This is a genomic window from Streptomyces griseicoloratus (assembly GCF_014534645.1).
Lineage (GTDB): Bacteria > Actinomycetota > Actinomycetes > Streptomycetales > Streptomycetaceae > Streptomyces > Streptomyces griseicoloratus.
Genome location: NZ_JACVQF010000187.1, coordinates 158,926 through 172,309 on the forward strand (window position 1 = coordinate 158,926; position 13,384 = coordinate 172,309).

General features: G+C 71.7%; 11 protein-coding genes. 2 read left to right on the top strand and 9 right to left on the bottom strand.

Annotation, left to right across the window (positions count from 1 at the left end; all coding sequences use genetic code 11):
• The first annotated feature begins 224 nt into the window (after nt 1-224).
• On the top strand, nt 225-704 hold the full coding sequence (locus H0H10_RS14490) for a gamma carbonic anhydrase family protein (RefSeq protein ID WP_309141796.1): 480 nt from the start codon (nt 225-227) through the stop codon (nt 702-704).
• Between the two features lie 17 nt (nt 705-721).
• On the opposite strand, the gene H0H10_RS14495 is transcribed toward H0H10_RS14490, so the two are convergent.
• Nucleotides 722-1,570 carry a helix-turn-helix transcriptional regulator gene (locus tag H0H10_RS14495; protein ID WP_188181328.1) on the bottom strand — a complete coding sequence of 283 codons (849 nt, stop codon included), beginning with the start codon at nt 1,568-1,570 and terminating at the stop codon, nt 722-724.
• A 139-nt stretch (nt 1,571-1,709) separates the two neighbouring features.
• Between H0H10_RS14495 and H0H10_RS14500 the strand changes: the two genes are divergently transcribed.
• Nucleotides 1,710-2,489, top strand: a complete 780-nt coding sequence (locus tag H0H10_RS14500) for an NAD(P)H-dependent oxidoreductase (RefSeq protein WP_188181329.1) — start codon at nt 1,710-1,712, stop codon at nt 2,487-2,489.
• A gap of 34 nt (nt 2,490-2,523) precedes the next feature.
• Here the strand turns inward: H0H10_RS14500 and H0H10_RS14505 are convergent, their stop codons facing one another.
• The 8 genes from H0H10_RS14505 to H0H10_RS14535 form a co-directional block, all read right to left on the bottom strand.
• Nucleotides 2,524-3,549, bottom strand: coding sequence for a GlxA family transcriptional regulator (locus H0H10_RS14505; protein ID WP_188181330.1), 1,026 nt, complete (start codon nt 3,547-3,549; stop codon nt 2,524-2,526).
• Nucleotides 3,550-3,559: 10 nt separating this feature from the next.
• Nucleotides 3,560-4,159 carry a cysteine hydrolase family protein gene (locus H0H10_RS14510; protein WP_188181331.1) on the bottom strand — a complete coding sequence of 200 codons (600 nt, stop codon included), beginning with the start codon at nt 4,157-4,159 and terminating at the stop codon, nt 3,560-3,562.
• Between the two features lie 78 nt (nt 4,160-4,237).
• Nucleotides 4,238-4,795 (bottom strand): telomere-protecting terminal protein Tpg, encoded by a 558-nt coding sequence (tpg, locus tag H0H10_RS14515; protein ID WP_188181332.1) that lies wholly within the window; start codon nt 4,793-4,795, stop codon nt 4,238-4,240.
• 11 nt (nt 4,796-4,806) lie between these two features.
• A complete protein-coding gene (gene tap / locus H0H10_RS14520) occupies nt 4,807-7,077 on the bottom strand; it encodes a telomere-associated protein Tap (RefSeq protein ID WP_188181333.1) in 2,271 nt (756 codons plus the stop codon).
• Between the two features lie 148 nt (nt 7,078-7,225).
• Nucleotides 7,226-8,311, bottom strand: coding sequence for a thioesterase domain-containing protein (locus H0H10_RS14525; protein ID WP_223179869.1), 1,086 nt, complete (start codon nt 8,309-8,311; stop codon nt 7,226-7,228).
• Between the two features lie 11 nt (nt 8,312-8,322).
• The gene (locus H0H10_RS39930; RefSeq protein WP_309141797.1) at nt 8,323-10,317 is read right to left on the bottom strand and encodes a hypothetical protein; all 1,995 of its coding nucleotides are present in this window, start codon (nt 10,315-10,317) and stop codon (nt 8,323-8,325) included.
• On the bottom strand, nt 10,314-11,894 hold the full coding sequence (locus H0H10_RS14530; protein ID WP_188181335.1) for a diaminopimelate decarboxylase family protein: 1,581 nt from the start codon (nt 11,892-11,894) through the stop codon (nt 10,314-10,316). Before H0H10_RS14530 ends, H0H10_RS39930 begins: the two co-directional genes overlap by 4 nt.
• 175 nt (nt 11,895-12,069) lie before the next feature.
• Nucleotides 12,070-12,972 (bottom strand): NlpC/P60 family protein, encoded by a 903-nt coding sequence (locus H0H10_RS14535; protein ID WP_188181336.1) that lies wholly within the window; start codon nt 12,970-12,972, stop codon nt 12,070-12,072.
• Nucleotides 12,973-13,384: the final 412 nt, after the last annotated feature.

A 13,384-nucleotide genomic window follows, 5' to 3' on the forward strand; every position in this document is an offset into this window, starting at 1 on the left:
TGGCAGGCAGGTGGGGGCCGTACGGCGTCGGGGGGCCGCCCCGACCGGGTGTCCGTGCATCGTGCCCGCAGCGTTTGCTCGCATTCGGTGTCTAGACTCCGGCCATGTTGCTCGAACATCGCGGCAAAAGTCCTGTTGTTCCTGATTCCGCCTATGTCTCCCCCGCGGCAGTCCTCTGCGGTGGGGTCGTCCTGGGCGAACACACACGGGTTCTGCATGGCGCGGTGCTCACCGCCGAGGACGGTGAGGTGCGGACGGGGGCGAACGTGGTCGTCATGGAGAACGCCCTGATCCGCGGTCGCGGCCGGCATCCGGCGGTGCTGGGTGACGCGGTGCTGATCGGTCCCCACGCTCACATCAACGGGGCGACCGTCGAGGACGAGGTCTTCGTGGCGACCGGTGTTTCGATGTTCCCCGGTGCCGTGGCCGGGACGGGCTCCGAGCTGCGGATCAACAGTGTGCTGCACGTCAACTCAAGGCTGCTGCCCGGCGTCGTCGTACCGATCGGCTGGGTCGCGGTCGGGGATCCGGCCGAGTTGTACTCTCCCGACCGGCACGCGGAGATCTGGGAGATCCAGCGTGCTCTCGACTTCGAGGGCACCGTCTACGGCGTCCCGGCCGACACCCCGATGCGCACCATCATGGCCCGTCAGGCGGACTACTACGCGGCTCACCTGTACGACCGGCGGCACGCCGGCCGTTGACCCACCTGCGCGGTGAGTTACTCGCGGGCGTGAGCCTTCGCTGCGGGATGGGGGTCACCGCTGTCCGCGCCCAGGCGCGCGAGCAGGCGCAGCCCGTCCTCGGCGGGGCTGCCGGGGGCCGCGGACAGCACCAGCAGCTCCATGCCTGATTCGTCCGGCAGCGTGAAGTTCTCCTGGTGCAGTTCCAGCAGTCCGACCAGCGGGTGCCGGTACGCCTTGCGTCCATGGGTGCGGGCGCGCACGTCCGCGCGGGCCCAGAGGCGGCGGAAGCGCTCGCTGCCCATCGCCAGTTCGCCGATGAGCGAGGCCAGTCGGGGGTCGTCGGGGTATTTGCCGGCGGCCAGGCGCAGGTGCCCGACCGCGTCGAGGGTGCATTTCTCCCAGTCCGCGTAGAGGCCGCGCTCGGCCTCCTCGAGGAAGATGTGCCGGGCGGTGTTCAGGCCCGGCATCGGCCGGCCGTAGAGGAGCGCGGCGAGGCGGTTTCCGGCGAGCACGTCCATGCGGTGGTCCATGAGGAGCGCGGGTGCGTCGGCGACCAGGTCGAGGACGCGCAGCAGCTCCGGCCGGACCCGCCCGGCCGGCGTCTTCGCGCGGCGGCGGCGCTGCCGGGCGAGCCGGTAGAGGTGTCCGCGTTCGGTCTCGTCGAGGCCGAGGACGCGGGCGAGCGCGTCGAGGACCTGCTCGGAGGGCTGGGTCGCGCGGCCCTGCTCCAGGCGTACGTAGTAGTCGACGCTGACTCCGGACAGGTGCGCGACCTCTTCTCGGCGCAGTCCTTCGACCCGGCGGCGGCTGTCGGTGGGGATGCCGACGGCTGCCGGGTCGACCCGGGAACGCCGGGTCCGGAGGAAGCCCGCAAGATCGTCCATGTGTCCCAGTATGGCCTCGGTGGTGCCTGTGAAGGTGGTCCTGCCGTTACCAGGAAGTCCCGTCCGACGGAAGAGGCGCCCCTGAACGCCGGGCGCCGCGGCGCCCAGGATCGAAGGCATCCGATCCGGAGGAGTTCCCATGAAGACGCTGATCGTCTACGCCCACCCGGAGCCGAAGTCGCTCAACGGCTCGCTGAAGGACCTCGCGGTGTCCACATTGGAGACCGCCGGGCACGAGGTACGGGTGAGCGATCTGTACGCGATGAACTGGAAGGCGGTCGTGGACGCCGCGGACTACGGCCCCGACGCCTCGAGTCCGCTGAGGGTCGCCCTGGACTCGGGCCGGGCCTTCGACGCCGGGACGCTCACCCCGGACGTCCTCGCCGAGCAGGAGAAGCTGCTGTGGGCCGACACGGTCGTCTTCCAGTTCCCGCTGTGGTGGTACACGATGCCCGCGATCCTCAAGGGCTGGGTGGACCGGGTGTTCACCTACCACTTCGCGTACGGCGTCGGCGAGCACAGCGACACCCGGTACGGCGAGCGCTTCGGTGAAGGGACCCTCGCGGGCAGGAGGGCTCTGCTGTCCGTGACCGTCGGCGGCCCGGAGCCGCACTACGCCGCTCGCGGGATCAACGGACCCATCGACGATCTGCTGTTCCCGATCCACCACGGCATCCTCTACTACCCGGGCATCGAGGTGCTGCCGCCGTTCGTGCTGTACGGCGCCGACCGGATGACCGGCGATGACTACCCGGACGTCGCCAAGGCATGGGAGCAGCGCCTGCTCACCCTGGAGTCGACCGAGCCGATCGCGTTCCGGCGGCAGAACTTCGGTGACTACGAGATCCCCTCGCTGCACCTCAAGGAGGGGCTGGAGCCCGCGGGCCGCACGGGTTTCGGGCTGCACGTGCGCGGCTGACCGCCGGCGCTGGACGGGTGCTGTTCGTCGGAGATCAGCTCGGGTGGCACGCAGCGGCTGGACCGGTGACCCGTGTCTTCGTGCGAGTGGGCGCGGAAGGAGCGTCGGCTGTGGTGCGGTCCGAGCGGTGTGAGTGTGTCGGGCGTTGCTGGGTGGCTCGTGCCCGTAGCCGGCGCAGCATCCGGGCGTCCTCGAAGCCGACCGCGCGGGCCGCGGCCTCGACCGTGGCTCCGTGGCCGATGAGGTGCTCGGCGCGCTCCAGACGCAGCGTCTGCTGGTAGCGCAGCGGCGTGAGGCCATCGGTGGCGCGGGCGAACAACCGGGTGAGGGTGCGTTCGCTCACGCCCACGGCCGCGGCCAGGCCCGACAGCGGCAGCGGCTCGTCGAAGCGGGCGTCCAGCAGGTCCTGGACGCGGTGCACCGTGTCGTCGAGGTGCGAGCGGTGCCGGAGCATCGCGCTGGCCTGCGGCTCGTGGCCGTTGCGCCGCGCGTAGACGACCATGTCGCGGGCCACCTGGGCGGCGAGTGCGGGGCCGTGCCGGGCGGCCAGCAGATGCAGGGCCAGATCGATACCGCTGGCGATGCCGGCCGAGGTGACCACGCGGTCGTCCGTGGTGTACAGGACGTCGCGCATCACGACCGCCCGCGGATGGCGGCGGGCGAGCTCGTCCTGGACGGCGTGGTGCGTGGTGCAGCGACGCCCGTCGAGCAGCCCCGCCCGGCCGAGGGCTTCGGCCCCGGCGCAGACGCTGGCCACGGTCCCGCCCCGTTCGTGGTGCTCCCGCAGGGCGCCAAGGGCCGCCGCCCCGATGGCAGGACGGCCGGCGGGCCCGCCCACCCGCCAGCCGGGCACCACGATCAGGTCGTCGGGGCCGAGCGGCGGCCAGTCCTGCCGGGCCGCCAGCGGCAGGCCCTGCGCGCTTGGGACCTGCTCCCGTTCGGCGACGTAGGTGAGCGTGTAGGGATGCCCGAAGTCGGCCGCGGTGGAGAACACCTGCGCGGGTCCCGCCAGATCCAGCAGATGGACTTCAGGCACCAGGAAGAAGACGACGTGGCTCACGATCCGGTCATCATGCCTCAGCCCCGGCCGCGGCTTCCAGCTCGGCCACGGTGGCGAGGGTGGCGAACCGTCCGGCGAGGACGTACTCGGTGCGTCGGATGATCTCCTGCGCGCTCAGGGTGCGAGGGTCGGCGAGCAGCTCGGCGGCGCTCAGCCCGGCCGGGGCGTCGCGGTGCGGGATCGGGTTCGTCGCGGTGGCGTCGACGACGAAGGTGACCCCGTAGCCGAGATCACTGGCCACACGGGTGGTGGTCTCCACGCACTGCTCGGTGCGGATGCCGCAGACGGTGAGCTCGCGGATACCGCGCTCGGTGAGGAGCTGCTGCAGGTTGGTGGTGGTGAAGGCGTTGTGCGCGGTCTTGTGGATCAAAGGCTCGCCCTCCTCGCGCCGCAGTTCGTCCATCACCCTGACGTGGCCGAGAGCCGGGTCGAAGGCGTTCCCGCTGCCCGGCTCGGAGTGCAGCACCCACACCACGAGGTCACCGGCCCGGCGCGCGAGACGGACCAGCCGGTCCACCCGGTCGGTGATCTTCGGGTCGGAAATGGTCTCCCACAGCCCTCCGGCGCGGAAGGACTCCTGGACGTCGATGACGATCAGTGCTCGGTTCATGCCCCAAGCCTGGGCGCCGGACGCCTGTGGCGGGAGTCCGCATCGGGTCCGGGGGCGGACCGATCCGGTCAGAGGCCTCTACAGGTCGAACTCCACGTGCTCGACGTCCGTGAAGCGGACTTCCTCCAGCTGGCCGGCGCGGCGGCCGTTGTCCTGGAAGTAGACCTCCTTGAGCGCTTCGGCGGTGATCTGCTGCAGTTGCTGGTCAGTGGCTCCGGTCTGCTGGGCGTCGAAGAGGCGGGCGGCGTACTGCGGCGGCAGGGCGACGGTCAGGTGCCGGATGCGGGCGTCGTCGGTCGTACCGGCCGGTGCGGTGTAGCCGATCCGGGCGCGGGTGTCGATGACGATGCCGCCGGTCGTCGCCGCCCTCTCCTTGGCCTGTGCCCGGATCTGCGGCTGCCACCGGGCCTTCACCTCGCGCTCCAAGCGCGCGGCGAGGTCCGGGCGTGGTTTCCTGATCTGGTTCTTGACGTAGCGTTCGACGGTGCGCTGGGAGATGCGGAGCGTCTGGGCGACCGGTCTGGTGCCCTTGAGCTGCCTGACCAGGTAGCGCATCTGCGCGGGTGCGCTCTTGGGTGCCGGGCGGGTGAACGATTTCTGCACCGCGGCGTCCAGGCCGTCCCCGAAGAGGGTCATGGGTTCCTCTCCTATTCGCCGTTGTCGGTGACGGTGACGGTGCCGTCCTTGATGTAGCGGGCGAGGTTGAGGTCCGGGGCGTCGAAGCGCTCGCGGACCTCCTCGCCCCACAGGACGGTCTGGGTGCCCTCGTGCTTGACCAGGCCCGGGTTGACGCCGAGTTTGAAGCCGCCGGGCAGCGGCTTGCCGTCCCGGTAGGGCAGGAAGTCCAGAGGTGACGTGCCGTCGGCGGCGTAGACGACGCAGTCGGAGAGGATCGCGACCGGGTACTGGCCGGTGAACGCCGCGTGCTTGACGATCTTGCGGTGGAGGTTGACGCGGGTGCGGGAGATGACCGCCGCGCGGATGTCCGGCCGCCACGTCGGCCGGGACAGCGCCCGCCACGGCTCGCCCGGGCGCCAGCCCTCCCCGCGCGGGCGTTCGCGCAGCTTGCCCAGGCCGCCCTTGACCGTCGCCTTGATCGCCGAGACGACGATCGCCAGCTGAGGATCGCGCTGCCTGTAGCCGTCCATGGCCGCGAGGAAGTCGGCCGGCGCCATGTCGGCGTGGACGCCGAGGTCGGCCATCGTGGCAAGGTAGGCGTCGCGGAGCCGCTGGTACCAGGCGTCCAGGTAGCGGCCGTTGTCGTAGCGGACGTACGCCTCGATGGGGCGCACCTCGTAGCCGAGCTCCACCGCGTAGGCGACGGTGGGCGTGGCGTACCAGGCCGGGCCCTGGGGGTGCTCGCCGTTCGGTGTGAACGGGCTGGGCAGCAGCGAGCCGTCCAGCTCCGCCCACTTGTCCTTGCCGGCCTTCACGCGGGACAGGTCGACGTGGGAGAGGTCGACCAGCCACGAGCCGGGCAGCTTCGGGTCGAACGCCGGGTTCGTGACGCGCGTCGGCGCGCCGAGGCCGACGACCAGACCGTTGGCGCCGGCGGCGAAGGCCATGTTCACGTCGATGCCGACGAGGTGACGGTGGCGGCACTCGTCGTCGGTCATGGGCCGCGCCCAGTCGTACGCCTCCTCGAAGAGCTTCTCGCCGGGGCCGCGGACGTGGAAGCGGGGCAGGTCCGCCAGCAGCGGGTGCCCGTCGGGGGCCTCGCACGGTGCGCAGTCCACCGGGTCCTTGCCCAGCGAGCCGGGGTTGTGCTCGGAGTGCCGCTTGCCGTCGGCGTCGGGCTCGGAGGCGCGGGTCGGCGGGTGCAGCGCGGTCATCAGCTCCAGGCCGGTGACGGCGGTGGATCCGCGCGGTGTCATCACCCGGGCCGCGTACACGCCCAGGAGCCGGGCGAGTTCCGCCGGCGGGAGCCGGTCGGCGTCGCCCCAGTGGCGCGAGTCGAGCGCGTGCCAGGACGGGATGCACAGCTGCACGCAGGCCCGCTCCGCACCGGTGGCGGGGCGGTAGATCCGCGCCCACGGCCCGAGGCCGCGCTTCGTCAGCTTCCACTGTGCGCGGGCCAGCTGCTTGACGACCTTGTGGCCCTCCGGGATCCGCCCGGCCAGGCGCTCCTCGTCCGTGAGGGCGACGGGCAGGCCGTAGCGTTCCAGCGCGGCCTCGGTGAGCACGATCAGCGGGTCGGCGTCCTTGCCCGGACCGGACAGCTTCGGCTGGCCGAGCTTCGCCTCGCCCAGTGTCCAGTCGACCAGGGCCGGGAGGGACTTGGCGGGCACGTCCAGGACCAGGCCGCCGGGGCAGTACGCCAGCGCCTGGCCGTCGGGGTCGACGTCGACGACGGCGAGCGGCCCGTTCTCGAAGCGCGGGTCGGTGCCGCCCGTCGCGGCGCCGGCCGGGGCCGCCTTGCGCGCGGCTGGGCGGCGTGACGTCGGCGTACTCCGGGCAGAGCGCTCCGGACGCGGCGCAGCGGCGGTGGGAGCGGCCTGGACATCCGCGTCCTCTGGGACCGGGCCGGCGGGCGGAGCCTGCTCCACCGGGGCAGGCGCGCCGGCAAGCACGGCGGGCACCGCGACGGCCGCGGGCTCGGGCGTGGGCACAGGAGCCGCCGCCGGCTCGGGCGTGGGCACAGGAGCCGCCGCCGGCTCCTGCGTCGGAACAGGAGCGGGATAGAGCTCCGCGAGTCTGTTCAGCAGCCGTGCATACGCCTCGCGTTCCGGGCCGCGCGGCTCGGTCGGTTTCTTGGACGACTCCCAGCCGGACACCGTGGCCCGGCGCACCTTCAGCGCGGCGGCCACTTCGTCCAGCGTCAGACCGTGGGCCTGGCGCAGCCGCTTGCGCTCCCCCGCCGGCGGCAGCGGCGCGCGGGACGCGACCAGCGCGTCGACCGCGTCGAACAACTCGGACACGAAAGCACCTCCTGACCGGCACCCTACTCCGGGAACCGTACGGATCGTGCACATTCACCGTACGCATCGCGTACGAGCAGCGTTCCGGGGAAGGCTCGGGGTGAGACGCTGAGGCACGTCATCGTCCTCGCGTGCTTCGGACGGGGAATCACATCTGCGACTCCGCGATCGTCGCCCGGAGTTCGCGTGCCAGGCGGTCGACGTGGGGCTCGATGAAGAGGGTGACGTGGTCGCCGGGGAGCTCCCGGACGCGCGGCGGCTGCGTCGAGACTTCTTCCCAGCCTCCCGTGGCGGTCTCGCAGAGCGCGGAGTCGTAGGCACGGAAGAACGAGACGGGGCCCGTGTAGACACCCTTGGGTTCGTACCCGGCGCGGCAGATGCGGGCGGCGAGATCCACGAGACGGCTCACGCGGTCGTCGGGCTCGTCCGGTGGGAACATGCTGCGCTCCCTGGCGAGCTCCGTGATGTACGCCGATCGTCGCTCCGGCTCGACCGCGCGCAGCCTCTCGCGCCTCAGCGGGAGCGCCTGGCCGAACCAGGACATGAACCCTCTCCCGAAGAACATCATGGCCTCGAAGGGGTCCTGGACGATTTCCGTGATCTCGTCGCGGAAGAACGGGGCGGGCGCAAGGCCGTCCATGGCGGCGAGCAGGGCCACGCGCTCCCCGCGGCGCTGCAGCTGCAGGGCCATCTCCAGCGCGACCATGGCGCCGACGCAGTGACCTCCCAGGAGATACGGCCCGTGCGGCTGCACGGAGCGCATGGACTCGATGTGGTCCGCCGCCATGTCCTCCACGTGGTCGAACGGCGGTTCGGCACCATGGAGCCCTCGGGTCTGGAGGGCGTGGAAGGGCTGGTCCGGCGCCATCCGGCGCGCGAGCGCGTGGAAGTAGTACACGTTTCCCTCCCCACTCGGCAGGAAGAAGAACGGCCGTTTCGAGCCGTGCGGCTGGAGTGGCACGACGGGCTGCTCGCAGAGCTTCCTCGATCGCGCACGCAGGCGGCAGCCGATGCGCTCGATCGTCGGCGCCTCGAGGAACATCTGCATCGAGAGCGGCGGAGCGTCGAACTGAGCCGCGATCGTGTCGAGGACGGCCTCCGCCTCGGCGTGGTCGCCGCCGAGGGCGAAGAAGTCGTCCTTCACCCCGATGTCGTCCACGTGGAGGAGGTCTGAGCAGATCTGCCAGAGCCGCAGTTCGTAGATGTCCCGGGGGGTAACGGGTCGCGGGGGCATGTCCTTCTTCCTCAGCCGTGCCCGGGAATGGGGGCGCGTGCACGTCGCTCGTGCTCGCGCCGGCCCGGACGCTTTCCACCGGGGCGTCCTTGGCTCGTGCCGGACGGTTCGCGACGGAGCAGGAGTTCCTGGTCGCGCATCCGGCGCTTGACCTGCACCGGCAGCGCGCCGGAGACGGCCTCGCGCGCGAGCACGCTCGCGATGAGGTGCGCGACGCGCGACCAGTCGCAGTAGCCGTCGATCGCTGCCCGCTGGCGCGACTGGATGTCCGGCTCCACCGCACGGCGCAGCGTGTTCAGTGCCTTCTGCGGATCGTCGCCGAGCGTGTCCACGAGGACCGGCAGCGGCGGGTCGGGGTGCTCGGCGCACTGGGTGGCGTAGAGCCGTTCGAGCTGGAACGCGTAGACCGCGCGTTCCATGGCCACCTCCGCCGTGATCGGGTCCACGGTTCCGTCCGGGCCCGCCAGTGGATCGGGCGACATGAGGAGCGGGGGGATGCCGTTCGCAAGCGCGGCGCCGATGCTGCTCAGGCCCGGGCGGCAGACGAAAGTCGCCCGTGGTGTGGCGCGGAGGGCCCGCAGGAACGTGCTCCAGTGCTCGTTGATCCATCCGAGGAGCGTCACGTTCGCGCGGGGCCGGTGCTCGAGCTCGCGGGCCAGCCACGCGCGGTCGTCCGCGCTGCCGCCCGCGAACAGGAACTGCGTCTCCTCCATCCGCGCCGCCAACGCCAGCATCGTGCGCCAGTGCCGGCGGCTGTGGGCGGAGAAGCCGTTGCCCTGCGAGACGAGCGCGACGCCGCGTGCATCCCGGGTGGTGAAGAGGTACCGGAGCGCCGGCCGGCGCCGGGCCAGGACGGCGCCGGCCCGCTCTGCGGCCTGTTCCGGGCAGAGCTCGCTGGCTTGGCCGAGCGGCGGGACGACCACATAGGGCTGCTCGCCCGACTCCAGCGACAGCCAGTCACGCCAGTTGACGGCTTGGTACCAGATCGTTCCGCTCTGAGGCATGCGGGCCATGATCTCCCGGCTGGCGGCCTCGAAGTCGGCCGAGGGATTGCGCCGCGGATCGGTCCCTGACGCGTGCAGCGCGTTCCAGAGTTCGCGTCGCGTGTGGATGGCCGGGGCGGACGCGGCCAGGAGCTCGGCCACTGCCGTCACCGGCTGCGACGCCCGGGCCCGGCCCGCCAGCTTCCTCAGGCACGAGAACTCCTCGAACGCGTAGCGCACGGCATGCAGCGGTACTTCCTTCTGCTGCGCGTGCTCGGCGAGCTGGTGCAGGATCCAGGTCTCCGGCCGGCAGTCGTTGACGATGGCGGCCGCGCCCGCGCCGGCCTGGGCGAGCTCGAGGTTGTCCGCGATCCAGAGGAGAGCGGCCTCGCGGTTCAGGAGCTCCGGTCGCGAGAGGTTGGCGACATCGGCGGGTGTGATCGTCGCCGACTCCGAGTCGCTGTAGTGGAGGGGGATCACATGGAGCCGCGCTGAGTTCTCGGCCTTGCGGCGAGCGTGGGCCGCGTCCTCCTGCCGCCGGATCGCTGCGGTGAAGGGGATCGGTTCCGGGAGCCCGGCGAGGGCTCCGTGCACGGCTGGTACCCAGCCCGTCGTGTGCCCGAAGGCTTGGGCGACGTACAGCGCACCCGTACGGGCGGACGCGCCGTGGACCGTCACACGGAAGTGGCCCGCGCGCCGGGGGTCCGGTCCGGTGGCGTAGAGCGAGGCCTGCGCCTTTGGCAGCGACGAGCCGTCGCATGGGACGAGCACCGCCAGCCTCTCGTCGCGGTCCGAGACAAGGATGCTGTCCGGTCCGGCCGCCAGGGCGAACGCCGCCTGGTCCTGGTCCGGCGGCGCGTCCCCGATCGGCAGCGACTGCCCGGCGACGGTGATCCGCGGTAGTTGTCCGGAGACGAGGTACGTCACCTCGACGCGCCCGAGCGAGAGCGTCACGGCGTTGCCTCGGAGGGCGCGGAACGGCTCGTCCGGCGGCGGATACGCGCACATTGCAGAGGCTGTCACCGGGAGGTCTCGTTCGCGTGGAGGTCCCTGGCGATCATGTCCTCGTAGGTCTCCGGGCGCCGGACGAGCGTCTCGCGGCCGTGGTCCAGGACCACGATGCCCGGCTGGGGAAAGCAGAAAGAGTTGGAGAAGGAGACCAGGTAGGCCCCCGCGTCCATGACCGCGAGCGTGTCTCCGACCCGGAGTGGGGGGAGTTCGACCGTTTGACGCAGGCAGTCCATCGGGCTGCAGGTGGGGCCGTCGAGGGTGTAGGTCTCGCTCCGGGAGTCGCCCCACCGCTCGGCATGGAAGATCTCGTGATACTCGCGGTGCAGGATGTGGGCGATGTTCTCGCCGGCATCCAGGATCGCGTGGGCGGGCCCCGCTCCGGGCGCGTTGAGGCTGTTGACCCGGCAGAGCAGTATCTGGGTGTTCCCGGTCAGCGCGCGTCCGGGCTCCAGCAGGACGCGAGGCGCCGGCCGGCCGGCGCGACGGAAGTGATCCTCGACCTGCTCGACGAGCAACGCCAGGTAGCGTTCGACGGAAAGCCTGCGGCCCACCCGCTCGGCAAGCGGCAGCGGCGAGGCATCGAGCGGAAGCGACGACGCATCGAGCGGCAGCACCGTCGGGACCGCCAGGCTCCCACCGAGGTCGAGCAGCCCCACGCCGAGGCCGAGCCGGGCGTGGAGCGCATCGCAGAACTCCAGCACCTCGCGGACGAAGCGCTCCAGCGTGTCCGCGTCCTCGATGGCCACGCCGCGGTGCGCGTGCAACCCGACGACGCGCAGCGAGGGATGCGACAGGGCCTCCTCGTAGGCTGCCAGCGCCTGCCCTCCGGCGATCGGGATGCCGAACTTGCCCGACCAGCTGTCGGAGGTGGCCACGCGCAGGCCCACGTCGGTGCGCTTGCCGAGCTCCGCGGCGGCCTGTGCGACGAGCGCGATCTCCTCACGATGGTTCAGGTGAGTGAGCAGCAGATCGCTCTGGACCAACGTGCGCGCGACACCCGGGGTCTTGCCCGGGCCGTTGTAGATGATCCTTCCGGGCTCGACCCCGAGCCGCAGGGCGAGCCACAGCTCGTACGGAGAGACCACCTCGGCTCCGACGCCGAGCTGCGAGAGCCTCTGGAGCACGGCCGGAACCGGATTGGTCTTGTAGGAGTAGAAGACGTCGACCCTCAGCGACCGGCCCGGCGGCACCTGCTGGAAGCGCCGGACGTTCTCGGCGAGCCGAGCGCCGTGGACGACGAAGAGAGGGCTCCCCCAGCGATCCGCCAGGCTCGACAGCGACTTCCCCTCCAGGCACAGCCCTCCTTCGGCGCGTGTCAGGCCCCATGTCTCGGGAGGAAGGGACTGCGAAGCTCCGGCCGCTGGGTTCGGGCCCCCTTCGGGAGCGATGACGGAGTGAGCGGACGACGCCGCGCTGCCGGAGCCGGTCCCGGATTCCTTGAGGGCCGCATTCGGTTCGGCGTCGTCGGCGGTGGCCGTACCGGGAAGCCGGCCGGTGTCGATCAGCTCCTGGCGCCGCCACGTGCAGATCGTCTGGTCGCTGATGTCGAGCACCTTCCGCCGGAACGCCGGCGGGTATTGCCTGGGCATGGTCCTCCGTGCAACTGGGATCAGTAATCCTCCAGCACCGTGACTGCGAGCAACAGCGGGAACATCCGTTTGGCGCCGGCACCGGCGGCCGCCGGTACGCCCAGTGCGCCGGCGCCGCCTGCTGAATCTGCCGGTCATCCGACTGACGCACGCAGCGGATTCGTCCTGCCGGATGTCAGTTTCCGTACTGCAGCGGGCGGTAGGCCTTGTACTCGCTGCCCGCCGCCAGTCCGTAGGTCAGTGAGCGGTGGCTGGTGCCGTGAACGCTGCGCTGTTCGTACGCCGTGTAGGAGCGGTGGGCGGCGTCGTTCCACTTCTCGAAGATGACGACGTGGCGGGTGTTGTTGTTGCCGATGGCGTCGATGACGAGGTCACCGGGCTGGAGCTCGCTCATGGCGATGGGCCGGGTGTGCCGGCGGTTCGCCAGCCCCACGGTGTTCGTGCCGGGTGTGGGCAGGCCCAGTGCCATGGAGGCGTAACCGGAGCAGTCCTGCCGGTAGCCGTCCCGCCAGTACGAGCCCTGGTGGTAGGGCACCGGGCGTCCGTTGTCGGCGGTGAGCCAGGTCGCGGCGCGTTGCAGGGTCTGCTGCCGTGAGGCGGGCTGAGGGTCGGGCCGGCCGCCGGCCTGTACGGGGACGCCCGGCAACCGGTCTTCGGGGATGTCCACCGCGACGACGGTGAGGAAGCCGGTGACGGGCTGGGTGATGTGTGCCATGAAGGTGGAGCAGGCGCTGCCCTCGCACACCCTGCGGCCGGTGTCGACCTGGTAGTCGGCGGTGACGCGGTCCTGGCCGGGGGAAGACTGGTTGATCATTCCCACGGCGGGTGAGTCGATGTCCGGCGTGGTGTGCACGACCCAGCGCGTCCCCCAGGTGGGGAAGGATGCGGCGGCCTGCGCGGCGGCGGACCGGGCCTGCGTCGTGCCGGCCTGTGCGGGGGCCGCCGTGGCCGTCGCGTGGGTGGGTGGCGCGAGGCTGCCCGCGGCAAGGCCGGCCAGGGCGAGTGCGGGCAGCACCCGGCGCAGCACGGCGGGGCTCGGTGCGCGGAACAGGGGCGTGCGGTGGGGGAGGATGGACATGGAGTTCCTCTTTCGGGGGCGTGGTGAACGCTTTTTGACGGGTAGGCAGGTCAGGGCTCTCTGTGGCACCTCCGCTCCGGGGCTGCCGCGTCGCGTACGGGTGTGTACTCCGCGGCCGCGGCGCAGCGTGCCGCGGCCGGAGAGAACTGTGCGATGGGACTCGCTCGCGCGCCCGGTACTGCCGGTGCCGGCGGTCCAGACGTGTACGGGGGTCGATCCGGCCGCAGCCGTCCAAGTCCGCACCGATTCCGGGCCGTCGTCCGGCTCGGGGCCTTACGGCGCGCGGGCCGGTCGCCGTCAGCCGCACGGCGACCGGGTGCCTGCGGGGCGGTGCGGCGGTGCGGCTGTGCGCGGCCGCGGGGCCTGCGCCACCGGGCAGACCGCCTGCCGGTGGCTGCGGAAGAGCGGACGG

Excerpts from the sequence above, each read along its gene's own strand:
- H0H10_RS14495 (WP_188181328.1), bottom strand. The coding sequence starts at position 1,570 with ATGGACGATCTTGCGGGCTTCCTCCGGACCCGGCGTTCCCGGGTCGAC.
- H0H10_RS14500 (WP_188181329.1), top strand. The coding sequence starts at position 1,710 with ATGAAGACGCTGATCGTCTACGCCCACCCGGAGCCGAAGTCGCTCAAC.
- H0H10_RS14510 (WP_188181331.1), bottom strand. The coding sequence starts at position 4,159 with ATGAACCGAGCACTGATCGTCATCGACGTCCAGGAGTCCTTCCGCGCC.
- tpg (WP_188181332.1), bottom strand. The coding sequence starts at position 4,795 with ATGACCCTCTTCGGGGACGGCCTGGACGCCGCGGTGCAGAAATCGTTC.
- H0H10_RS14525 (WP_223179869.1), bottom strand. The coding sequence starts at position 8,311 with ATGCCCCCGCGACCCGTTACCCCCCGGGACATCTACGAACTGCGGCTC.
- H0H10_RS14530 (WP_188181335.1), bottom strand. The coding sequence starts at position 11,894 with ATGCCCAGGCAATACCCGCCGGCGTTCCGGCGGAAGGTGCTCGACATC.
- H0H10_RS14535 (WP_188181336.1), bottom strand. The coding sequence starts at position 12,972 with ATGTCCATCCTCCCCCACCGCACGCCCCTGTTCCGCGCACCGAGCCCC.